A 22,080-nucleotide genomic window follows, 5' to 3' on the forward strand; every position below is an offset into this window, starting at 1 on the left:
CACTGAATTGAACGCGGCCGTCAGGCCGCATGACCCGATGCTAACCGCAAGGAATCGGTCCTTGCATTAAGAGGAATGAATGGCGAGTAACAACGTAGCCCAATTTGCCGCGGAACTGAAAATGCCTGCAGGCGTGCTGCTTGAGCAGCTGCAGGCAGCTGGCGTCACAAAAGCGAGCGAAGCCGACTCCTTGTCCGAAACGGACAAGGCGCGTCTGCTCGACCACTTGCGCAAGTCTCACGGCTCGACTGATGCAGACAAGCGCAAGATCACGCTGACGAAACGGCATACGTCGGAGATCAAGCAGTCCGATGCGACGGGCAAAGCTCGCACCATTCAGGTCGAGGTGCGCAAGAAGCGCACGTTCGTCCGCCGCGACGAGACTGTCGTGGAAGGCGGGGATGCATCGAATCATGTGGCCGAGAACGCGGACGCAGAAGATCTCGAACTGCAGCGTCGGGAGGAAGAAGCACGTCACGAAGCTGAGCTGCTCGAAAAGCAGGCGCAGGAGCTGAAGGCGCGCCAGGAACAGCTCGAGCGCGAAGAAGTCGACCGTCAGGCGCGCGAGCAGGCCGCGGAAGCCGAGCGTCAGCGCGCGGAAGAAGATGTAAAGAAGCGCGCAGCGGCTGCGGCCGAGGCGGCGGCTCGCGAGAAGGCCCAGCAGGCGGCGGCGAAAGCCGCTGCACCGGTTGCCGAGAAGGCAAACGAGCAGGACGACGAACGCGCGGCAGCGGAACGCGCCGCGCAACGCGAAGCCGCGAAGAAAGCGGAAGACGCCGCGCGTGTGGCCGCCGAAAAGGCGCGCGCCGAACAGGAAGAAATCGCCAAGCGCCGCGCGGCGGCCGAAGCCGAAGCGCGCGCGATTCGCGAAATGATGAACACGCCGCGCAAGGCGCAGGTGAAGGCGCCGGAACCGGCACCGAAGCCCGCCGAGCCGGCCAAGGCGGCCGAAGCCAAGGGCACGCTGCATAAGCCGGCGCGTCCGGCTGGTGAAGCACCGGCGCGCCCGGCAGCGAGAAAGCCGGCAACCGCCGCGACTCCGGCGCCCGCGAGCGCACCGTCGGCGGGCGACAAGAAGAAGCCGGGCGGCGGTAAGAGCGGCTGGCAGGACGACGCAGCGAAGCGCCGCGGCATCAAGACGCGCGGCGATTCGAGCGGCGGCGTCGATCGTGGCTGGCGCGGCGGTCCGAAGGGGCGTGGCAAGCATCAGGAGCAGAGCACCACGTTCCAGGCGCCGACCGAACCGATCGTGCGTGAAGTGCATGTGCCGGAAACCATCACGGTCGCGGATCTCGCGCACAAGATGGCGGTGAAGGCTTCGGAAGTCATCAAGGTGATGATGAAGCTCGGCCAGATGGTCACGATCAACCAGATGCTGGACCAGGAAACGGCGATGATCATCGTCGAGGAACTGGGCCACCATGCGCTCGCGGCGAAGCTGGACGATCCGGAAGCCATGCTGGTCGAAGGCGAAGCGAGCGACGCCGAAGCGCTGCCACGTCCGCCGGTCGTCACGGTGATGGGCCACGTCGACCACGGCAAGACCTCGCTGCTCGACTACATCCGCCGCGCGAAGGTTGCGGCAGGCGAAGCGGGCGGTATTACGCAGCACATCGGCGCCTACCACGTCGAAACGCCGCGCGGCGTGATCACGTTCCTCGACACGCCGGGTCACGAAGCCTTTACGGCAATGCGTGCCCGCGGTGCGAAGGCGACCGATATCGTGATCCTGGTGGTGGCCGCCGACGACGGCGTGATGCCGCAGACGAAGGAAGCGATCTCCCACGCGAAGGCTGGCGGCGTGCCGCTCGTCGTCGCGATCAACAAGATCGACAAGCCGGAAGCGAATCCGGAGCGCGTGAAGCAGGAGCTCGTCACGGAAGGCGTCGTGCCGGAAGAGTACGGCGGCGACTCGCCGTTCGTGCCGGTGTCGGCGAAGACCGGCGCGGGCATCGACGATCTGCTCGAAAACGTGCTGCTGCAGGCCGAGGTGCTGGAGCTGAAGGCACCGGTCGAATCGCCGGCCAAGGGTCTCGTCATCGAAGCGAAGCTTGACAAGGGTAAGGGTCCGGTCGCAACGATCCTCGTCCAGTCAGGTACGCTGAACCGCGGCGACGTCGTGCTGGCAGGCAGCGCCTACGGTCGCGTGCGTGCCATGCTCGACGAAACCGGCAAGCCGACCAAGTCCGCGGGTCCGTCGATCCCGGTCGAAATCCAGGGTCTGTCGGAAGTGCCGCAGGCTGGCGAAGAAGTAATCGTGATGCCGGACGAGCGCAAGGCGCGTGAAGTTGCGCTGTTCCGTCAGGGCAAGTTCCGCGACGTCAAGCTCGCAAAGCAGCAGGCCGCGAAGCTCGAGAACATGCTCGAGCAGATGGGCGAGGGCGAAGTGCAGTACCTGCCGCTGATCGTCAAGGCCGACGTGCAGGGTTCGCAGGAAGCGCTGGTGCAGTCGCTGCAGAAGCTCTCCACCGACGAAGTACGCGTGCAGATCGTGCACGGAGCGGTCGGCGGCATCAGCGAGTCGGACGTCAATCTCGCGACGGCGTCGAAGGCGGTCATCATCGGCTTCAACACCCGCGCGGACGCGCAGGCTCGCAAGCTCGCGGAAGCTAATGGCGTCGACATCCGCTACTACAACATCATCTACGACGCCGTGGATGACGTGAAGGCGGCAATGTCGGGCATGCTGGCGCCGGAGAAGCGCGAAGTCGTGACGGGCACGGTGGAAGTACGCCAGGTATTCAAGGTGCCGAAGGTCGGCACGGTGGCCGGCTGTATGGTCACGGACGGTTTCGTCAAGCGCTCGTCGTCGGTGCGCGTGCTGCGCAACAACGTCGTCATCTTCACGGGCGAACTCGATTCGCTCAAGCGGTTCAAGGACGATGTGAAAGAAGTCCGTCAGGGCTTCGAGTGCGGTATGTCGATCAAGAACTTCAACGATATCGTCGAAGGCGATCAGTTCGAAGTCTTCGAGGTCACCGAAGTCGCGCGTACGCTGTAATTCGCGCGGCACGGCACAGCGGGCGGAACGGGCTTGACGCCCGCTCCGCCCGTTGTTTTTGAGCCCGCAGTGTCGAGTTTGTTGCTGGCTTGGCTGCCGCGTTCGTCGCAAATGGACTCTCACCCCGCCGCGGCGACCGCGACGCCGTCGTATCGAACGAATATCGAACGAATATCGAACACGGCTCGCGCGAACCAATTTTTTGCATCCGTGTTAGCGGAGCACACAACACCATGCCTAAGAAACGTACTACTCCCAATCGCAACGTGCAGATCGCCGATCAGATCCAGCGCGACCTGGCTGAGCTGCTGCGCGAGGTCAAGGATCCGCGCATCGGCATCGTCACATTTCAGAGCGTCGAGCTGACGCCCGACTACGCGCACGCAAAGGTCTACTTCACGACGCTGACGGGCGACCCGCAGCAAACGCTCGAAGCGCTGACGCACGCTGCCGGCCATCTGCGCAATCTGCTGTTCAAGCGCCTGCATATCCACACGGTGCCGACGCTGCATTTCCACTACGACAAGACGATCGAGCGCGCCGTGGAGATGTCGCGTCTGATCGACGAGGCAAATTCCACGCGCGCGAAAGACGACTGAGCGTCTGCCATGCCGTGGCGTTCCATGTAGCGCGCGGCGCCGTTTTTCGCATTTCCCGAACGTTCTGCCTCCCTCGACATGACCGCACCTCAACGCCCCCGCGTGCCGCGTCGCGCGCTCGATGGCGTGCTGCTGCTCGACAAGCCGCTCGGCCTGTCGAGCAACGACGCGCTGATTCGCGCGAAACGTCTTTATCTGGCGAAAAAGGCGGGCCACACCGGCACGCTCGATCCGCTGGCAACTGGCCTGCTGCCGCTGTGTTTCGGCGAGGCCACCAAGTTTTCGCAAGACTTGCTCGAAGCCGACAAGACCTACGAGGCGACGATGCGCCTCGGTATCCGCACGACCACCGGCGACGCCGAAGGCGAGGCGTTCGACATCCGCGCCGTCGACTGCGACGAAGCGGCGGTGCGGGCGGCTTTGCCGAAATTCATCGGCGAGATCGTTCAGATTCCGCCGATGTACTCGGCGCTCAAGCGCGATGGCAAGCCGCTGTACGAGTACGCGCGCGCCGGCCAGACGGTCGAACGGGAAGGGCGGCAGGTGACGATTCGCGCGCTCGAGCTGATTGCGTGCGCGTTGCCGGATGTGACGTTTCGCGTGACGTGCAGCAAGGGCACCTATGTGCGCACGCTTGCCGAGGATATCGGCGAAGCGCTCGGCTGCGGCGCGCATCTGGTCGCGCTGCGGCGCACGGGCGTCGGCGCGCTGACGCTCGAGCATTCGGTCACGCTCGACGCGTTGTCCTACGCGACCGAACTCGAACGCGACGCATGGCTGCAACCGGTCGACGCGCTGCTGTCCACGTTCCCGCAGGTCTGTCTGAACGACGATGACACGCGCCGCTTCCTTCACGGCCAGCGCCTGAAGCTGTCGTCGCTGACGATCGCCGCCGACGCGGTGAATGCCCCGCGCGTGAGGGTGTACTCGGCGCAGGGGCGGCTTCTGGGGGTCGCGAAGCCGGGCGAAGGCGTGCTCGCACCCGACCGTCTGATCGTGACGACGGAGAGCTAGAGGTCGTCGTTTTGCCAGCCCGGCGCGGACAATAAAAAAACGGGATCGCCATCGAGCGATCCCGTTTTGATCATGCCCTCCGGTGGAGCGGTGTCGAACTAAAGCAACACCACAAACACCCCCTCAATGCGCCGTGGCCGCCGCCGCTCCCGCATCGCCGCCTGCCCGTTCCGGCCGTGTGATCCAGATCAGCGCGATCAGCGCGACAAAAATACCGGCCGAAATGAAGAACAGATCGTTTACGCCGAGCTGCGCGGCCTGCTGCGTGACCATGGTGTTGAAGAGACCATAGGTCTGCTGCTGATCCAGACCCGCCGCGCCCATCTGATGAATCGATTGACCGAACGCCGGGTTGTAAGCATTCGCCTGTTCGGTCAGTTGCGCGTGATGCATGATCGTGCGGTGATCCCAGGCGGTCTGGAAGATCGACGTGCCGATACCGCCGCACATGATCCGCACGAAGTTCGACAGCCCCGAGGCCGCCGGAATCCGATGGCCCGGCAAGCCCGACAGCGTGATCGACACGAGCGGAATAAAGAAGCCGGCCATACCGATACCTTGAATCAGCGTGGGCAGCATCAGCGAGTACGTATCGACGCCCGTCGTATAACGCGAGCGCATCCAGAAACACAGCGCGAAAATCAGGAACGACAGCGTCGCGATATAGCGCGGATCGGTACGCGGCAGCACCTTGCCGGTCAGCGGCGACAACAGGATCGCGAACACACCGACGGGTGCCATCACGAGTCCGGCTTCGGTCGCCGTGTAACCGATATCGGTCTGGAGCCACAGCGGCAACAGCACGAGATTGCCGAAGTAAAGCCCATAGCCGATCGACAGCGCGATCGTGCCGCCGGTGAAATTGCGCCGGCTGAACAGCGACAGATCAACCACCGGATGCTCGGCCGTCAACTCCCACACGATAAAAAACGCGAGCGCGATCACCGCGACGAGCGCGAGCACGACGACCGTCGTCGACGAGAACCAGTCGAGGTCCTTGCCCTTGTCGAGCATCACCTGAAGCGAGCCGACCCAGACGATCAGAAGACCGAGGCCGACGCCGTCGATTGGCGCCTTCCTGATGACCGAATCGCGGTTACGGAAGATCATCCACGTCGCGGCGGCCGCGACCGCGCCGACGGGAATGTTGACGTAGAAGATCCACGGCCACGAGATGTTGTCGGAAATCCAGCCGCCGAGGATCGGACCGGCAACCGGTGCGATCAGCGTGGTCATCGCCCACATCGATAGCGCCATCGGCGCCTTCGCGCGCGGATAGCTCGCGAGCAGCAGCGTCTGCGACAGCGGGATCATCGGGCCGGCCACCGCGCCTTGGAGCACGCGCGACGCAAGCAGGAACGGCAGGTTCGGCGACAGCCCGCACATCCATGACGACAGCACGAACAGCACGATCGACGCCATGAACAGCCGCACCTGGCCGATGCGGTCGGTGAGCCAGCCGGTCAGCGGCACCGAGATCGCGTTGGCCACCGCGAACGACGTAATCACCCACGTGCCCTGGTCGGACGATACGCCGAGGTCGCCGGCAATCGACGGGATCGACACGTTCGCGATCGACGTGTCGAGCACGTTCATGAACACGGCGAGCGACACCGCGATGGTGCCGATCACCAGTTGCGCGCCCTCGAGCGGCGGGTGAGGGACCTGCGCCTGAGCCTGAGCCATTAAAAGAGCCTTCCGTGAATCATCGGGCGGACCCTCAGCTCTTATGGGCCGCCGGTTTCGCGGCGGCCGCGGCGCTCGCCGCGGTCGACTTCTGCGCGCCGCCGTTCGCGTTCGTGCCGGCGTTTTCCGAGATGATGCGCGCGATTTCCGCATCGGCTTCAGCGCCGTACTTGTCGAAGACGTTGGTCTGGTAAACCGTGGACGGCGCCTGACCGAGCTGGCCGCCGGTGTCGTCCTTGATGTTCACGTCAGCTTGCATCGACAGACCGATACGCAGCGGATGCTTCTCCAGCTCCTGCGGATCGAGCGAAATACGCACCGGCAGACGCTGCACGACCTTGATCCAGTTGCCGGTCGCGTTCTGCGCGGGCAGCAGCGAGAACGCCGAACCCGTGCCGGCCGAGAAGCCGACCACCTTGCCGTGATACGGCACCGACGAGCCGTAGACGTCGGCCGTCAGTTCGACCGGCTGGCCGATGCGCATGTGCTTCAGTTGCACTTCCTTGAAGTTCGCCTCGACCCACACGTCATGCAGCGGCACGATCGCCATCAGCGGCGAGCCGGGCGATACGCGCTGGCCGACCTGCACGGAGCGTTTTGCGACATAGCCTGTGACCGGCGCCGGTAGAGTATTGCGAGCGTGGTTCAGGTATGCGTCGCGCAGCTTCGCGGCGGCGGCCTGCACGTTCGGGTGATCGGCGATCGTGGTGTTCGCGGTCAGCGCGCGGTTTGCCGCGAGTTGCTGTTTGGCGGCGTCGAGCGCGGCTTGCGCGCTCTTCACGGAGTCGCGTGCGTGCGAAATTTCTTCCAGCGATACCGCGCCGGTTTGCGCGACCGTCATACGGCGCTTCAGGTCGTCCTGGGCGCGCGACAGATCGGCCTGGCTCGCCGCGACCCGCGCTTCGTACTGGCTGTCGTCGGCGAACAGACCGCGCACCTGGCGCACCACCTGCGCAAGATTGGCCTCGGCCTGTTCGAGTGCGACGCGCGCGTCGGCCGGGTCGAGCACGACGAGCGGGTCGCCGGCCTTGACGACCTGGGTGTCGTCCGCGTTGACCGCGATCACGGTGCCCGTGACCTGCGGGGTGATCTGCACGACGTTGCCGCTCACGTAGGCATCGTCGGTGTCTTCATGGAAGCGCGCGACGAGGAAGTAGTACAGGCCGTACGCGACCGCGGCAATCAGGATCACGATGACGAGCAGCGTCATCATGCGCTTGCGTTTGCCGTTGTTCGCCGCTTGCGGTGGAGTGGCGGGCTGCTGGGGGGTGCTCATTGATGTGCTCCGGGTTCTTTTGAACGTCGTCGTTTATTCGGGTGTTCGTGTGTATGCGTGTGCGTCGGCGCGGGCGGGCTCGCTCAGTTCGCGGCGGTGCTCGTGGCGTGGTTCGCGGCGTTGGCCGATGCGGGAGCATCGGTCGGCACGACGAGACCGGTCTGGGTTGCGTCGAAGCCGCCGCCCAGTGCCTTGATCAGACCGATCTGCAGACTGCGGCGGCGCATCTGCAGACCCGTGACCGTCTGCTCGGCGGCAAGGCGGTTTTCGTCGGCGGTGAGCACCTGCAGCTGCGGCGACAGGCCGGCCTTGTAGCGGATTACGGCGAGCTGGTACGCCTTGCTCGACGCGTCGAGCGCGCGCTGGGCGTCACCCTCCTGGCGGTCGATCGAGCGGATCGACGACACCTGCGTCGAGACGTCCTGCAGCGCGTTGATCAGCGTCTGGTTGTAGTTCGCGACGTCGCCCTCGAAGTCGGCGTAGCGGCCCTTCAACTGCGCGCGCAACGCGCCGGCGTCGAAGATCGGCAGATGGATCGCCGGGCCGAACTGGATCTGACGGCTCGACGCGGTCAGGAAACGGCCCCAGCCGAACGCGTCGAAGCCGAAGCCGGCCGCGAGATTCACGTCCGGGTAGAACTCGGCTTTCGCTTCCTTCACGTCATGCATCGCGGCTTCGACCTGCCAGCGCGCGGCGACGATGTCCGCGCGACGCGCCACGAGGTCGGCCGGGATGTTGTCCGGCAGAGCGACCACGTCGCCGCCGGTGAGCACCGGCTTGTCGATCCGCAGGCCACGGTCCGGGCCTTTGCCGAGCAGCGCGCCCAACTGGTAGCGCACGACGGTGATCTGGCCGTCGAGGTCGGTCAGGTTCGACTGGCTCGTCGCGACGTTGCCGGCGGCGGTCTGCTTCTCGACGTTGGTGTCGAGGCCGGCCGTCACGCGGTCATTCGTGATACGGCCGACGTCCTGGCGGTTCGCGATTTCACGCGCGGCGATGTCGCGAAACGCATACAGCTGCGAGAGCTGGTTGTAGGTGCTCGCGACCGACGCGGCGAGCGTCACGCGCGCCTGCTGCATATCGGCCTCGGCGGCTTTCTGCTGCGACACGGCCTGGCCTAGCCGCTGACGGTTCTTGCCCCACAGGTCGAGATCCCACGACGCGCTCGCGAGCACGTTGTTCTCGCTATACCAGGTGCCGCCGAACGGAGGCGGGTAAAGGGAGTTTGCCGAATACAGCTCGCGGGTCCAGGAATAGCTCGCGCTGACCTTCGGGAACAGCGCTGCGCGCGAGCTTTCGATATACGAGGAAGCCTTTGCGAGCCGCGCTTGCGCCTGGGCGATCGACGGGCTGCCCTCGAGCGCTTCCGCGATCAGCTTCGGCAGTTGCGGGTCGCCGAACTGGTTGGCCCAGTCGAGCGATGGCCACTGGCCGCCCTCGTTGGGCAGACTCTGCGTCGACTCGTACTGCGTCGGCGACGCGATCTGCTTGTCGCTTTTGACGCCGAAGTAGTTCGCGCACCCCGTGAGGACGAGCGCCGTCACCGCTGCGGCGACAGCGGCCCGGCTCGACAGCGCGGGCGCGGACAGGGAAAGGGATTTCATCGCTCGACTCTTCTTTGAGTGGAATGTATTGATGGACGCAGCAAGCAAGCTATTACGATTTGCTATCGGGATGGCTTGCGGCGTCGCGGGAAAGTCCCGTGTGTTCGCCGGAATTGACGAGCACGCGACGCAGCATGCTCTTCAGGAAGCCCACTTCTTCCGGGGTGAACCCGTTCAGCAGGTTATCGAGCACGCCATTGAAAATAGCCGGCATGCGAGCCGCGATCGCATGGCCTTCCGGCGTCAACGCGAGGCGCACGACGCGCCGGTCTTCATTACTGCGCACCCGCGTGAGCAGGCCGCGCTTTTCGAGCCGGTCGATCAGGCGCGTGACGGCGCTTGCGTCGATTCCGTATTCACGCGCCAACTCAGCCGCGAGCAGGCATTTGCCGCTCGCCACCATGAACAGGATGCTGCCTTGCTGGCTGGTGATGCCGAGTTCGGCCATGCTGCGCTGTGTGATGAGGTTTGATAGCGTCGATCTCACCCGTGAGATGAGATAGCCGACGCTTTCGCCGAGCTGGTACTCGCTGAGATCCGGCGTGGATTCGTTGGACGGCTCCGTCATGATTCTCGTGCGAATGCAATGGTTGACTAGGCATTAGTATAGCTGGCTGTTGATTGACGCGACAAGCGTTAATACAGCTTGGGCAAGGATGATTTCGCGCTCAAGCAACAAACCGTACGGAATGACGTAGGGCGGGGCAAGGCGCGATTCGCGCAACTCGCGCAAGGGCGGAGAGCGGACGGTCTATCGGGGAATACCAGAAAAGGATCATCCGTGCGTGCTATAATTTTGGGTTCCCAAAAGTGCGCTTTGGGCTTGTTGTCGTGGTTTGGCTCCTCAACCAGCAGCATAAGCAAGCGGCGCACTCAACCGTCTTCAGGTTTCCTATGACCCGCGCCCTACGCAACATCGCCATCATTGCTCACGTCGACCACGGCAAGACCACGCTCGTCGACCAGCTCCTCCGTCAGACCGCCACGTTCCGCGAGAACCAGCAGATCGCCGAGCGCGTGATGGACTCGAACGACATCGAAAAAGAGCGCGGCATCACGATCCTGTCGAAGAACTGCGCGGTGGAGTACGAGGGCACGCACATCAATATCGTCGACACGCCGGGGCACGCCGACTTCGGCGGCGAAGTGGAGCGCGTGCTGTCGATGGTCGATTCGGTGCTGCTGCTCGTTGACGCGGTGGAAGGCCCGATGCCGCAAACCCGCTTCGTCACGAAGAAGGCGCTCGCACTGGGTTTGAAGCCGATCGTCGTGGTCAACAAGGTCGACCGTCCGGGCGCGCGGATCGACTGGGTGATCAATCAGACCTTCGACCTGTTCGACAAGCTCGGCGCCAGCGAAGAGCAGCTCGATTTTCCGATCGTCTACGCATCGGGCCTGAACGGCTACGCGGGTCTCACGCCTGATGTACGCGACGGCGACATGCGTCCTTTGTTCGAGGCAATCCTGCAGCACGTGCCGGTGCGCCCGGCCGACCCGGAAGGTCCGCTGCAACTGCAAATCACGTCGCTCGACTACTCGTCGTACGTTGGTCGTATCGGCATTGGCCGTATCACGCGCGGCCGCATCAAGCCGGGCATGGCCGTCGCGGTGCGATCGGGCCCGGAAGGCGAAATCCTCAATCGCAAGATCAACCAGGTGCTGTCGTTCAAGGGTCTCGATCGCGTGCAGGTCGACTCGGCCGAGGCGGGCGACATCGTGCTGATCAACGGTATCGAGGAAGTGGGCATCGGCGTGACGATCTGCTCGCCGGAACAGCCGGAAGCGCTGCCGATGATCACCGTCGACGAACCCACGCTGACGATGAACTTCCTCGTCAACTCGTCGCCGCTCGCGGGCCGTGAAGGCAAGTTCGTCACGAGCCGCCAGATTCGCGACCGCCTGATGAAGGAACTGAATCACAACGTCGCGCTGCGCGTGCGTGATACCGGCGACGAAACGACGTTCGAAGTGGCCGGCCGCGGTGAGCTGCACCTGACCATTCTGGTCGAAAACATGCGCCGCGAAGGCTACGAGCTGGCCGTGTCGCGTCCGCGCGTCGTGATGCAGGAAATCGACGGCGAGAAGCACGAGCCGTACGAAAATCTGACCGTCGACATGGAAGACCCCCACCAGGGCGGCGTGATGGAAGAACTTGGCCGCCGCAAGGGCGAAATGCTCGACATGGCATCGGACGGCCGTGGCCGCACGCGTCTCGAGTACCGTATTTCGGCGCGTGGTCTGATCGGCTTCCAGTCGGAATTCCTCACGCTCACGCGCGGTACGGGTCTGATGAGCCACACGTTCGATTCTTACCAGCCGGTCAAGGAAGGCGCGGTCGGCGAACGTCGCAACGGCGTGCTGATCTCGCAGGACGACGGCGCGGCAGTCGCGTACGCACTGTGGAAGCTGCAGGACCGCGGCCGCATGTTCGTGGCGCCGGGAGAAGCGCTGTATGAAGGCATGATCATCGGCATCCACAGCCGCGACAACGATCTCGTCGTGAACCCGATCAAGGGCAAGCAGCTTACCAACGTGCGCGCGTCTGGCACCGACGAAGCCGTGCGTCTCGTGCCGCCGGTTCAGCTGTCGCTCGAATACGCGGTCGAGTTCATCGACGACGACGAGCTGGTCGAAGTCACGCCAAAGTCGATCCGTCTGCGCAAGCGCTACCTGAAGGAACACGAGCGCCGCAGCGCGAGCCGCAACAAGGTTGCCGGCGAATAAGCCGGACTCGAATATCCGTCTGGATAGCAGGAAGCGGAAGCCACCTTCGGGTGGCTTCCTTGTTTTTGGCGCATCAAAACGTTTGGCGCTGCATCATGCCTGCCACTTTCCGGGGCGGCACACATGTAGACACCCATCGCGCCGTTCGCCTTCATTTCTCACAGAACACTGTTGCGCGCTGTGAAAAGGCACCCCGTCACCCGCGAAACGCCCGCCATCACAGGCTTTGCGCCTGTGCCGTTCGCTATCTGGACTATTCGTTCTGTGCTATGCTCCCGGGTGCAAAGTTTTAGGTCCTTCCAAGCAAGACTTGATTCGCGCAATCCGCTAAACGGTCAGGCCGTGTCGCGGAAGGTTCGGTAACCCGCTATTTCTCGAGAAACTCGAAGAAAGGTGAGCGTAAAAATGATGAAGCAATTCCAGTCGAACTCTTATCTGTTCGGCGGCAATGCTCCGTACGTTGAAGAAATGTACGAAGCGTATCTCGATAATCCGGCGTCAGTGCCCGAGACCTGGCGCAGCTATTTCGATGCGTTGCAGAACGTGCCCGCATCGGACGGCAGCAACGCCAACGACGTGGCCCATGGCCCGATCGTCGAATCGTTTGCCCAGCGCGCCAAGGCCAATGCCTTCCTGCCGCGCGCAACGGCCGGCGGCGAAGATCTTGCAACCGCCCGCAAACAGGTTTACGTCCAGTCCCTCATCGGCGCATATCGCTTCCTCGGCTCGCAATGGGCCAATCTCGATCCTCTGAAGCGCCGCGAGCGTCCCGCGATCCCCGAACTTGAACCCGCGTTCTACGACTTCACCGAAGCCGACATGGACCAGGAGTTCAGCGCAACGAATCTGTACTTCGGGTTCGAGCGCGCGACGCTGCGCGAGATCGTCAAAGCCCTGCGCGACACGTACTGCGGCACGATCGGCGTCGAGTACATGTACATCAGCGATCCGGAGCAGAAGCGCTGGTGGAAGGAACGCCTCGAATCGATCCGTTCGACGCCGAGCTTCAACAACGACAAGAAGAAGCACATCCTGAATCGCCTGACGGCCGCCGAAGGCCTCGAGCGTTTCCTGCACACCAAGTACGTCGGCCAGAAGCGCTTCTCGCTCGAAGGCGGCGAGAGCTTCATCGCGGCGATGGACGAAGTCGTGCGTCACGGCGGTCTGCGCGGCGTTCAGGAAATCGTCATCGCGATGGCACACCGTGGCCGTTTGAACGTGCTGGTCAATACGCTCGGCAAGATGCCGGCAGACCTGTTCGCCGAATTCGAAGGCAAGCACGTCGATGATCTGCCGGCTGGCGACGTGAAGTACCACAAGGGCTTCTCGTCGGACGTCGCGACGGAAGGCGGCCCGGTTCACTTGTCGCTCGCGTTCAACCCGTCGCACCTCGAAATCGTCAACCCGGTGGTCGAGGGCTCGGCGAAGGCGCGTATGGACCGTCGCGGCGACGAAAACGGCGTTCAGGTGCTGCCGGTGCAGATCCACGGCGACGCGGCTTTCGCCGGCCAGGGCGTCGTGATGGAAACGCTGAACCTCGCGCAAACGCGCGGTTACGGCACGCACGGCACGCTGCACATCGTCATCAACAACCAGATCGGCTTCACGACGTCGGACCCGCGCGACTCGCGCTCCACGTTGTACTGCTCGGACGTCGTCAAGATGATCGAAGCGCCGGTGCTGCACGTGAACGGTGACGATCCCGAAGCGGTCGTGCTGGCCACCCAGATGGCGATCGACTTCCGCATGCAGTTCCACAAGGACGTCGTCGTCGACATCGTCTGCTTCCGCAAGCTGGGCCACAACGAGCAGGACACCCCGGCGGTCACGCAGCCGCTGATGTACAAGACGATTTCGAAGCACCCCGGCACGCGCGCGCTGTACGCGGAAAAGCTCGTTCAGCAGGGCGTCATCAAGGCCGAGGATGGCGAGGAATTCGTCAAGGCTTATCGCAGGGCGATGGACGAGGGCCACCACACGGTCGACCCGGTGCTCTCGAACTACAAGAGCAAGTACGCGGTGGACTGGGTGCCGTTCCTGAACCGCAAGTGGACCGACGCGGCCGACACGGCCGTGCCGCTCGCGGAACTGAAGCGCCTCGCCGAACGCATTACCACGATTCCGGAAAACTTCAAGGTTCACCCGCTCGTCGAGCGCGTGATCAACGACCGTCGCGCCATGGGCCGCGGCGAAGCGAAGCTCGACTGGGGCATGGGCGAGCACCTCGCGTTCGCATCGCTGGTCGCATCCGGTTATGCCGTGCGCCTGACCGGTCAGGATTCGGGCCGCGGCACGTTCACGCACCGTCACGCAGTGCTGCACGACCAGAACCGCGAGCGCTGGAACGACGGCACCTACGTGCCGCTGCAGAACATCGCCGAAGGTCAGGCGAAGTTCACGGTGATCGACTCGGTGCTGTCGGAAGAAGCGGTGCTCGGCTTCGAATACGGTTACTCGACCGCTGAACCGAACACGTTCGTCGCGTGGGAAGCGCAGTTCGGCGACTTCGTGAATGGCGCGCAAGTCGTGATCGACCAGTTCATCTCGTCGGGCGAAGTGAAGTGGGGCCGCGTGTCGGGCCTGACCATGCTGCTGCCGCACGGCTACGAAGGCCAGGGTCCGGAGCACTCGTCGGCGCGTATCGAGCGTTTCCTGCAACTGTGCGCAGACCACAACATGCAGGTCGTTCAGCCGACCACGCCGGCGCAGGTCTTCCACCTGCTGCGTCGCCAGATGATCCGCCTGTTCCGCAAGCCGCTGATCGTCGCGACGCCGAAGTCGTTGCTGCGTCACAAGGAAGCCGTGTCGGATCTGTCGGAACTCGCGAAGGGTTCGTTCCAGCCGGTCATCGGCGAAGTGGACGAAACCATCGACGCGAAGAAGGTCAAGCGCGTGCTGGCCTGCTCGGGCCGCGTGTACTACGACCTGGTCGCGCATCGCCGCGAAGCGAAGGTGAACGACGTCGCGATCATCCGTATCGAACAGCTCTATCCGTTCGCGCACAAGCAGTTCGAAGCGGAAATGAAGAAGTACGACAACGCAACCGAAGTGGTGTGGGTGCAGGACGAGCCGCAGAATCAGGGCCCGTGGTTCTACATCGAGCACCATCTCAAGGAAGGCATGAAGGAAGGGCAGAAGCTGGCGTACAGCGGCCGTCCGGCTTCGGCTTCGCCTGCAGTCGGCTACTACGCGAAGCACTACGAGCAGCAGAAGGCGCTGATCGAAGGCGCTTTCGGCCGTCTCAAGAGCGCGTCGATCGCTAAATAAAGAAACAGACGAGCCGGGAAAGCGCAGTGCGCTTTCCCGCGCCGCGCCGAACGTTTCCCATGAGGTTCAGGCGCGGCGTTCACGGTTCGCAGGCGGTCGTGAAGAAGCGCCGTCACCCGATACGTATTCAGGATACTCATAATGGCTATTGTTGAAGTCAAGGTTCCCCAGCTTTCCGAGTCGGTCTCGGAGGCAACCATGCTGCAGTGGAAGAAGAAGCCCGGCGAGGCTGTCGCTCAGGACGAAATCCTCATCGAAATCGAGACCGACAAGGTCGTGCTCGAAGTGCCGGCACCGGCAGCAGGCGTGCTCGCGCAAGTCATTTCGAACGACGGCGACACGGTCACGGCTGAGCAGGTGATCGCGAAGATCGACACGGAAGGCACCGCAGGCGCCGCCGCTGTCGAAGCCGAAGTGAAGCCGGCTCCGGTCGCTGCCGCGGCTCCCGCACCGGCGGCTCAGGCCGCTGTCGCAACGGGCTCGAACACCGCTGCTTCGCCGGCTGCCGGCAAGCTGATGGCAGAGAAGGGTCTAGCTGCGGGCGACGTCGCCGGCACCGGCCGCGACGGCCGTATCACGAAGGGCGACGTGCTCGTCGCCGGCCAGGCTGCTCCGGCTGCCAAGGCTGCACCGGCTCCGGCTGCCGCACCGAAGGCTGCGAAGCCGTCGCTGCCGGACGTCAAGGCCCCGGCATCGGCCGATCAATGGCTGAAGGACCGTCCGGAACAGCGCGTGCCGATGTCGCGTCTGCGTGCTCGTATCGCCGAGCGTCTGCTCGAGTCGCAGCAAACCAACGCCATCCTCACGACGTTCAACGAAGTGAACATGGCGCCGGTCATGGAGCTGCGCAACAAGTACAAGGACAAGTTCGAGAAGGAACACGGCGTGAAGCTCGGCTTCATGTCGTTCTTCGTGAAGGCAGCTGTTCACGCGCTGAAGAAGTTCCCGCTCGTGAACGCGTCGATCGACGGTAACGACATCGTCTACCACGGCTACTTCGACATCGGTATCGCTGTCGGTTCGCCGCGCGGTCTGGTGGTGCCGATCCTGCGCAATGCAGATCAGCTGAGCCTCGCCGACATCGAGAAGAAGATCGCCGAATTTGGCCAGAAGGCGAAGGACGGCAAGCTGTCCATCGAAGAAATGACCGGCGGTACGTTCTCGATCTCGAACGGCGGCGTGTTCGGCTCGATGCTGTCCACCCCGATCATCAACCCGCCGCAGTCCGCGATCCTCGGCGTGCACGCCACCAAGGAACGCGCAGTGGTCGAAAACGGCCAGATCGTGATCCGCCCGATGAACTACCTCGCGCTGTCGTACGACCACCGGATCATCGACGGCCGCGAAGCAGTGCTGTCGCTGGTCGCGATGAAGGATGCGCTGGAAGATCCGGCTCGCCTGCTGCTCGACCTGTAAGCGCACGTTCCACCGACGCCGGCCCGCGGTTTGCGCGGGCCGGCGTCATCCGTAGCACGTCTTTAGCATTCCGCAGTACAGGAACGGCGCGCGCCACCTCGGGTGGCCCGGCGCCGTTCCGCCATCAAAGGGATTGTCATGTCCAAAGAATTTGACGTCGTCGTGATCGGCGCAGGCCCTGGCGGTTATATCGCCGCCATCCGCGCAGCGCAGCTCGGCAAGACCGTCGCATGTATCGAAAAGTGGAAGAACCCGGCCGGCACGCTGAAGCTCGGCGGCACCTGCCTGAACGTCGGCTGCATTCCGTCGAAGGCGCTGCTCGCTTCGTCGGAAGAGTTCGAGAACGCGTCGCATCACCTTGCCGACCACGGCATCTCGGTGGAAAACGTCTCGGTCGATATCTCGAAGATGATGGGCCGCAAGGACGGCATCGTCGAGAAGATGACCAAGGGCATCGAATTCCTGTTCCGCAAGAACAAGATCACGTGGCTCAAGGGCCATGGCAAGTTCACCGGCAAGACGGACGCCGGCGTGCAGATCGAAGTGAGCGGCGAAGGCGAAGATGGTGCAAGCAGCGAAGTCGTCACGGCGAAGAACGTGATCATCGCAACGGGTTCGAAGGCGCGTCATCTGCCGGGCATTCCGGTCGACAACAAGCTGATCGCCGACAACGAAGGCGCACTCTCGTTCGACACGGCACCGAAGAAGCTCGCCGTGATCGGCGCAGGCGTGATCGGTCTGGAACTCGGCTCGGTGTGGCGCCGCCTCGGCGCGGACGTGACCGTGCTCGAAGCGCTGCCGGAATTCCTCGGCGTGGCTGACCAGGCGCTGTCGAAGGAAGCGGCCAAGCAGTTCAAGAAGCAAGGTCTCGACATCCACGTCGGCGTGAAGGTCGGCGAAGTGAAGACGAGCGAAAACGGCGTGACGATCGCCTACACGGACAAGGACGGCAACGCGCAGACGCTCGAAGCCGACCGCCTGGTCGTGTCGGTCGGCCGCGTGCCGAACACCGACAACCTCGGCCTCGAAGCGATCGGCCTGAAGGCCAACGAGCGCGGCTTCATCGACGTGGACGACCACTGCGCGACGGCCGTGCCGAACGTGTACGCGATCGGTGACGTGGTGCGTGGCCCGATGCTCGCGCACAAGGCTGAGGACGAAGGCGTGCTGGTTGCCGAAGTGATCGACGGTCAGAAGCCGCACATCGACTACAACTGCATTCCGTGGGTGATCTACACCGAACCGGAAATCGCATGGGTCGGCAAGACGGAGCAGCAACTGAAGGCGGAAGGCCGCGAGATCAAGACCGGCCAGTTCCCGTTCATGGCTAACGGCCGCGCGCTCGGCATCAACAAGGCGGACGGTTTCGTCAAGATGATCGCCGACGCGAAGACCGACGAACTGCTCGGCGTGCACATCATCTCGGCGAACGCATCGGACCTGATCGCGGAAGCCGTGGTGGCGATGGAGTTCAAGGCGGCGTCGGAAGACATCGGCCGTATTTGCCATCCGCACCCGTCGCTGTCGGAAGTCATGCGCGAAGCGGCACTCGCCGTCGACAAGCGCGCGCTGAACATGTAAGCACGCACGCCTGACCGAAACGCAACCTTGGCATCACCAAAGGCGGGCGGGGTTCAATCCCTCCCGCCTTTCTTTTTGCAGCAACACGATGAACGTCACCGAATACTACGAAAAAGAACTGCAGACGCGCGGTTATCAATCCGATCCGGCGCAGCGCGCGGCGGTCGACCGCCTGCAGCGGTGCTATGAAGAGTGGGTCGCATACAAGTCGCGCCGCTCGAACGCGTTCAGGAAGCTGATCATTCACCCCGATCTGCCGCGCGGCGTGTACATGTGGGGCGGCGTGGGCCGCGGCAAGAGCTTCCTGATGGACAGCTTCTACATGATCGTGCCGTTGCATCGCAAAACCCGTCTGCACTTCCACGAGTTCATGCGCGAAGTGCATCGCGAACTCGAAGAACTCAAAGGCCGGGCCGATCCGCTCGACGAACTCGCGCGGCGCATTGCGAAGCGCTATCGGCTGATCTGTTTCGACGAATTCCACGTCTCGGATATCGCCGACGCGATGATCCTGTATCGCCTGCTCGACAAGCTGTTCGAGAACGGCGTGCAGTTCGTGATGACGTCAAACTACGCGCCCGACACGCTGTACCCGGACGGCCTGCATCGCGACCGCATGCTGCCCGCGATCGAACTGATCAAGCAGAAGCTCGACGTGATCAACGTCGATGCGGGGATCGATTATCGCCAGCGCACGCTCGCGCAGGTGGAGGTCTATCACACGCCACTGGACGCCGCCGCCGGCAAGGCGCTGCGCGACGCCTTCGCGCGCCTCGCCGCGGTGCCCGACGAAAGCCCGCTGCTGCATATCGAGAAGCGCGAGCTGAAGGCGCTGCGCCGCGCGGACGGCGTGGTCTGGTTCGACTTCGCGACGCTGTGCGGGGGCCCGCGCTCGCAGAACGACTACCTCGAACTCGCGACCCGCTTTCACGCGGTGATCCTGTCGGACGTGCCGCAGATGTCGGTGCGCATGGCGTCGGAAGCGCGCCGCTTCACGTGGCTCATCGACGTGTTCTACGACCACAAGGTCAAGCTGTTGATGTCGGCTGCGGTGCCGCCGGAGCAGTTGTACGTCGACGGTCCGATGGCTAATGAATTCACGCGTACGGTGTCGCGCATCGTCGAGATGCAGTCGAAGGAGTATCTCGACACGCCGCGCCGGATCGTCGACACGTCCCTAACCTGAGCTACCGCGCACGACATATTTTCAGGATTCGGAGTGGTCTGATATTCCGCGCACGGATGACTGGCTATCTTTTGTCGTTGTTCTGACAAAGGAGGAAGCATGAACCCGTATCGCGAAATCACCGATGAAGAATGGCAGCGCGTTGCGCCACTGCTGCCCGAACTCCGGCCGCGTACCGAAATGCGTGGCCGTCCACTTGCCGATACCCGCTCGGTGCTCAACGGCGTGCTTTGGGTCATGTATAGCGGCGCCACCTGGTCCAAAATGCCGCGCCGCTACCCGCCATATCAGACCTGTCATCGCCGCTTCAAGTCGTGGTACGAATCGGGCGTGCTCAAGCACGTCACGGAGCAACTGCTCGACACCGCGAGCGAAGATTTCTGCAGATTGATGGAAGCGCGTATGCGCACGCACGCGAGCGTGCAGCACAAGCGCGCCGCGTCCAAGCGCGTGCCCGCGGCGTTTCGTGTTCCGGCCGCCGTATACGATCCGGTACCGGCCACGTCGGTGCCGGCGTCGCCGATCGCTTACGCTGCACCGCTCAAGCAGGCAGCATGACCATCGCAAACAGCTTGCCCCAATGAAAACGGCCGCGCGATTCTTGATCGCCGGCTGTTTTTTATGTCGCACCTCCGGGTGCCGAGCGCGCATCGTTGCAGCATCATGCGCACATTCAGGCGACGTGTTTGGCGCCACGCATGCGCCGCACGTCGACCCTCATTGCTGCCGTATCCACGTTTGCGAGCGGCCAAGCAGCGCGACCCCAATGTAGCCACGCACCACGAGCTTGTTGCCGCCGTCCTCGAGATGCATCTTGCATTTGTAGACCTTGCCGTTTTCAGGATCGAGAATCTGGCCGTGATCCCACGCGTCGCCATCCTTCTTCATGCTGTTGATGATGGTCATGCCGAGGACCGGTTGATCCTTGCGCGCGTCGGTGCATTCGGTGCAACGGCGATCCGGCTGGTCGTTCGCGCCGAGACCCTTGATAACCTTGCCGTTCAGTTCGCCATTGCTGTCTTGTGCGATCTGCACGAGCGCCTTCGGCTGGCCCGTGTGATCGTCGATGGTTTGCCACGTGCCGATCGGTGTATCGGTCTGCGCCATGGCGGTCACGGCGCTGGCGAGCAGGGCGCCGGCGAGCGCGGCGTGACGGGCGGTGCGCAGCGCAAGCGCGCCGGCGCGTCGAGTGAATTGCGTCATTGCCTTCCTCCTTGATATGAGACGGCGCGATCATGGTCGCGCGGCGTTATGGGCATCGTGGTCGGATGTACGGTACCGGCCCTCGCGATGCGCAACGGTGCCAGCGGTGTGCCGTTTGCATCGTCAGCGCAGAATACGCGAAAGTGCATGCGTCGTTTGATAGTGGAGCTTCTAATCCGCTCGCGGCACTTCTGAAGCGTGTCAATTCAGCTGGTAGCAGAACCTCGCGTTGATGCGCGGACTATGCGATGCGCTCTCCACCGGCGCATCACCGACCGCTTTTCCGACGGACACATCGAGGCTGTAGCAGTGCGCATATGTGAAGCCGAGCGTGATCGGCCGGTCGGCCTCGACCGTTGCGCCCCAGCCGGAATCGCCCGACGCATCGCCCGGCTCATGGCATGTCCTCGCCGACGAGCGGTGCGAAGCGTGGCGCGACTTCGTCGAACGAAATCGACTTCCCGCCGTCGACCTGCACGGTCAGGTTCGGATCGCGGTGGGGCGCCTCGATCAGCGGCAGGGAATCGAACGGATCGTCGTCTACCGCCGCGCCGGTGAGGCGGGACTACGTTTGTGCCTGTTATAGAAGCAAACGCGCAAGTACCATATTTTCGACGAAGAGCCCGAAACCCGCCAAAGTGAGTAATAATTCCCCGTTTTCTACTAAAACAAAATCTGTTCAACAGGTATCACATGGACCGAAAGTCGAAGCTACGAGAGATTGCTCTGGCCGCATGCATCGTATTGGGGGCCCTTCAGGGCGCGAATGCACAGGCTCTGCAGAACAGTGGTGCGAGCGGTACGGTCGTGTCCCAGCCGGGTACGACGAGTGCGTTGCCCGACACCTCGCAGGCCGGCCAGGCGGAAACCACTGCACTGACGCCGGACGAAAACCGGCAATCCGCCACCGGGAACGTGGCTGAATTGCAGCAGATGATCCACGGCCCGGATCTGAGCGAATTGCGCACCACGTATAACGGCAGCTATGGCGCGAGCCTGCTGTTCTACGGCAAGGAGATGACCTACTACGTCGCGCTGTTCCAGCAGAAAAACTTCTGGCGCGTGATCAAGTCGCAGGACGCCGCGCGCGCCGAGCTGATCTACAAGGATTTCGCGCGGCAGACGATGCAACTGTCGGACATCGAGATCCGCCGTACGCAACTCGAAGCGCAGAAGGCGTTCACGCAGCGCATGGTCGCGCTGTCGCAGGAACGCGCGAGCCGGCTGCAGGCCGACCTCGACGTCGCGCGTCAGCAGCAAAGCATCGTCGCGAGCCAGCAGGAGCAGAAGCGCGCCGAGGCGACCGAACTGGCGCAGCAGAAGGCCGTCGCGCAGGATCAGTTGCGCGTCGCGCAGCGCCAGGTGCGCGACCTGCAGCGTCAGCTCAATAGCGGCTTGCCGGTGCATTGAGCACGACGGCGTGAGCCTGGGTGGAGTGGCGGGACGGCGCGGAAATCGGTGCGCCGTCCGGCTCGTCCGCGGGCGTTACCGTGGTTATATTTGATCGGTGCTTTCCACACCCC

Annotated in this window: 16 protein-coding genes and 1 pseudogene; 11 read left to right on the plus strand and 6 right to left on the minus strand. The window is 63.4% G+C overall.

Annotated elements, in window-relative coordinates:
- Window positions 1–79 precede the first annotated feature (79 nt).
- From infB to truB, 3 genes are all read left to right on the plus strand, one after another.
- Entirely contained in the window at window positions 80–3,001 is a 2,922-nt protein-coding gene (gene infB / locus OKW27_RS35890; RefSeq protein WP_429336242.1) for a translation initiation factor IF-2, read from the plus strand.
- Between the two features lie 233 nt (window positions 3,002–3,234).
- Window positions 3,235–3,600 (plus strand): 30S ribosome-binding factor RbfA, encoded by a 366-nt coding sequence (rbfA, locus tag OKW27_RS35895; RefSeq protein ID WP_008922231.1) that lies wholly within the window; start codon window positions 3,235–3,237, stop codon window positions 3,598–3,600.
- Window positions 3,601–3,678: 78 nt separating this feature from the next.
- Window positions 3,679–4,614 (plus strand): tRNA pseudouridine(55) synthase TruB, encoded by a 936-nt coding sequence (truB, locus tag OKW27_RS35900; protein WP_429336243.1) that lies wholly within the window; start codon window positions 3,679–3,681, stop codon window positions 4,612–4,614.
- A gap of 123 nt (window positions 4,615–4,737) precedes the next feature.
- Here truB and OKW27_RS35905 read toward each other — a convergent pair whose 3' ends face one another.
- From OKW27_RS35905 to OKW27_RS35920, 4 genes are all read right to left on the minus strand, one after another.
- A complete protein-coding gene (locus tag OKW27_RS35905) occupies window positions 4,738–6,300 on the minus strand; it encodes a DHA2 family efflux MFS transporter permease subunit (protein ID WP_187610396.1) in 1,563 nt (520 codons plus the stop codon).
- Between the two features lie 34 nt (window positions 6,301–6,334).
- On the minus strand, window positions 6,335–7,576 hold the full coding sequence (locus tag OKW27_RS35910) for an EmrA/EmrK family multidrug efflux transporter periplasmic adaptor subunit (protein ID WP_090804128.1): 1,242 nt from the start codon (window positions 7,574–7,576) through the stop codon (window positions 6,335–6,337).
- Between the two features lie 83 nt (window positions 7,577–7,659).
- Window positions 7,660–9,180, minus strand: a complete 1,521-nt coding sequence (locus OKW27_RS35915; RefSeq protein ID WP_429336244.1) for an efflux transporter outer membrane subunit — start codon at window positions 9,178–9,180, stop codon at window positions 7,660–7,662.
- Between the two features lie 52 nt (window positions 9,181–9,232).
- Window positions 9,233–9,748, minus strand: a complete 516-nt coding sequence (locus OKW27_RS35920) for a MarR family winged helix-turn-helix transcriptional regulator (RefSeq protein ID WP_090804131.1) — start codon at window positions 9,746–9,748, stop codon at window positions 9,233–9,235.
- Between the two features lie 326 nt (window positions 9,749–10,074).
- On the opposite strand from OKW27_RS35920, the gene typA reads away from it, so the two are divergent.
- From typA to OKW27_RS35950, 6 genes are all read left to right on the plus strand, one after another.
- Window positions 10,075–11,904 (plus strand): translational GTPase TypA, encoded by a 1,830-nt coding sequence (gene typA / locus OKW27_RS35925; protein WP_090804133.1) that lies wholly within the window; start codon window positions 10,075–10,077, stop codon window positions 11,902–11,904.
- 405 nt (window positions 11,905–12,309) lie between these two features.
- The gene (locus OKW27_RS35930) at window positions 12,310–15,171 is read left to right on the plus strand and encodes a 2-oxoglutarate dehydrogenase E1 component (RefSeq protein ID WP_090804134.1); all 2,862 of its coding nucleotides are present in this window, start codon (window positions 12,310–12,312) and stop codon (window positions 15,169–15,171) included.
- Window positions 15,172–15,312: 141 nt separating this feature from the next.
- Window positions 15,313–16,587, plus strand: coding sequence for a 2-oxoglutarate dehydrogenase complex dihydrolipoyllysine-residue succinyltransferase (odhB, locus tag OKW27_RS35935; protein ID WP_184029896.1), 1,275 nt, complete (start codon window positions 15,313–15,315; stop codon window positions 16,585–16,587).
- Window positions 16,588–16,725: 138 nt separating this feature from the next.
- Window positions 16,726–18,168, plus strand: coding sequence for a dihydrolipoyl dehydrogenase (lpdA, locus tag OKW27_RS35940; RefSeq protein WP_429336245.1), 1,443 nt, complete (start codon window positions 16,726–16,728; stop codon window positions 18,166–18,168).
- A gap of 88 nt (window positions 18,169–18,256) precedes the next feature.
- Window positions 18,257–19,354, plus strand: a complete 1,098-nt coding sequence (gene zapE, locus OKW27_RS35945) for a cell division protein ZapE (RefSeq protein ID WP_090804139.1) — start codon at window positions 18,257–18,259, stop codon at window positions 19,352–19,354.
- A gap of 99 nt (window positions 19,355–19,453) precedes the next feature.
- Window positions 19,454–19,912, plus strand: coding sequence for a transposase (locus OKW27_RS35950; protein ID WP_429336246.1), 459 nt, complete (start codon window positions 19,454–19,456; stop codon window positions 19,910–19,912).
- A gap of 159 nt (window positions 19,913–20,071) precedes the next feature.
- Here OKW27_RS35950 and OKW27_RS35955 read toward each other — a convergent pair whose 3' ends face one another.
- Window positions 20,072–20,557, minus strand: a complete 486-nt coding sequence (locus tag OKW27_RS35955) for a DUF2147 domain-containing protein (RefSeq protein WP_090804143.1) — start codon at window positions 20,555–20,557, stop codon at window positions 20,072–20,074.
- Between the two features lie 201 nt (window positions 20,558–20,758).
- Window positions 20,759–20,956 (minus strand): annotated as a pseudogene (locus tag OKW27_RS35960) (ShlB/FhaC/HecB family hemolysin secretion/activation protein); the annotation flags it as partial.
- Here OKW27_RS35960 and OKW27_RS35965 point away from each other — a divergent pair.
- Window positions 20,877–21,143: a hypothetical protein gene (locus OKW27_RS35965; RefSeq protein WP_429336247.1), complete on the plus strand. Its 267-nt coding sequence runs from the start codon at window positions 20,877–20,879 to the stop codon at window positions 21,141–21,143. The pseudogene OKW27_RS35960 and the gene OKW27_RS35965 overlap by 80 nt on opposite strands.
- A 107-nt stretch (window positions 21,144–21,250) precedes the next feature.
- Window positions 21,251–21,967 (plus strand): DUF2968 domain-containing protein, encoded by a 717-nt coding sequence (locus OKW27_RS35970; RefSeq protein ID WP_429336248.1) that lies wholly within the window; start codon window positions 21,251–21,253, stop codon window positions 21,965–21,967.
- Window positions 21,968–22,080: the final 113 nt, after the last annotated feature.

The organism is Paraburkholderia sp. 35.1, assembly GCF_050436525.1.
GTDB lineage: Bacteria > Pseudomonadota > Gammaproteobacteria > Burkholderiales > Burkholderiaceae > Paraburkholderia > Paraburkholderia tuberum.

Coding starts and splice junctions, on each gene's coding strand:
- OKW27_RS35915 (WP_429336244.1), bottom strand. CDS start 9,180: ATGAAATCCCTTTCCCTGTCCGCGCCCGCGCTGTCGAGCCGGGCCGCT.
- OKW27_RS35920 (WP_090804131.1), bottom strand. CDS start 9,748: ATGACGGAGCCGTCCAACGAATCCACGCCGGATCTCAGCGAGTACCAG.
- OKW27_RS35950 (WP_429336246.1), top strand. CDS start 19,454: ATGAACCCGTATCGCGAAATCACCGATGAAGAATGGCAGCGCGTTGCG.
- OKW27_RS35905 (WP_187610396.1), bottom strand. CDS start 6,300: ATGGCTCAGGCTCAGGCGCAGGTCCCTCACCCGCCGCTCGAGGGCGCG.
- rbfA (WP_008922231.1), top strand. CDS start 3,235: ATGCCTAAGAAACGTACTACTCCCAATCGCAACGTGCAGATCGCCGAT.
- lpdA (WP_429336245.1), top strand. CDS start 16,726: ATGTCCAAAGAATTTGACGTCGTCGTGATCGGCGCAGGCCCTGGCGGT.
- truB (WP_429336243.1), top strand. CDS start 3,679: ATGACCGCACCTCAACGCCCCCGCGTGCCGCGTCGCGCGCTCGATGGC.
- OKW27_RS35910 (WP_090804128.1), bottom strand. CDS start 7,576: ATGAGCACCCCCCAGCAGCCCGCCACTCCACCGCAAGCGGCGAACAAC.
- OKW27_RS35955 (WP_090804143.1), bottom strand. CDS start 20,557: ATGACGCAATTCACTCGACGCGCCGGCGCGCTTGCGCTGCGCACCGCC.
- typA (WP_090804133.1), top strand. CDS start 10,075: ATGACCCGCGCCCTACGCAACATCGCCATCATTGCTCACGTCGACCAC.
- OKW27_RS35970 (WP_429336248.1), top strand. CDS start 21,251: ATGGACCGAAAGTCGAAGCTACGAGAGATTGCTCTGGCCGCATGCATC.
- infB (WP_429336242.1), top strand. CDS start 80: ATGGCGAGTAACAACGTAGCCCAATTTGCCGCGGAACTGAAAATGCCT.
- OKW27_RS35930 (WP_090804134.1), top strand. CDS start 12,310: ATGATGAAGCAATTCCAGTCGAACTCTTATCTGTTCGGCGGCAATGCT.
- odhB (WP_184029896.1), top strand. CDS start 15,313: ATGGCTATTGTTGAAGTCAAGGTTCCCCAGCTTTCCGAGTCGGTCTCG.
- zapE (WP_090804139.1), top strand. CDS start 18,257: ATGAACGTCACCGAATACTACGAAAAAGAACTGCAGACGCGCGGTTAT.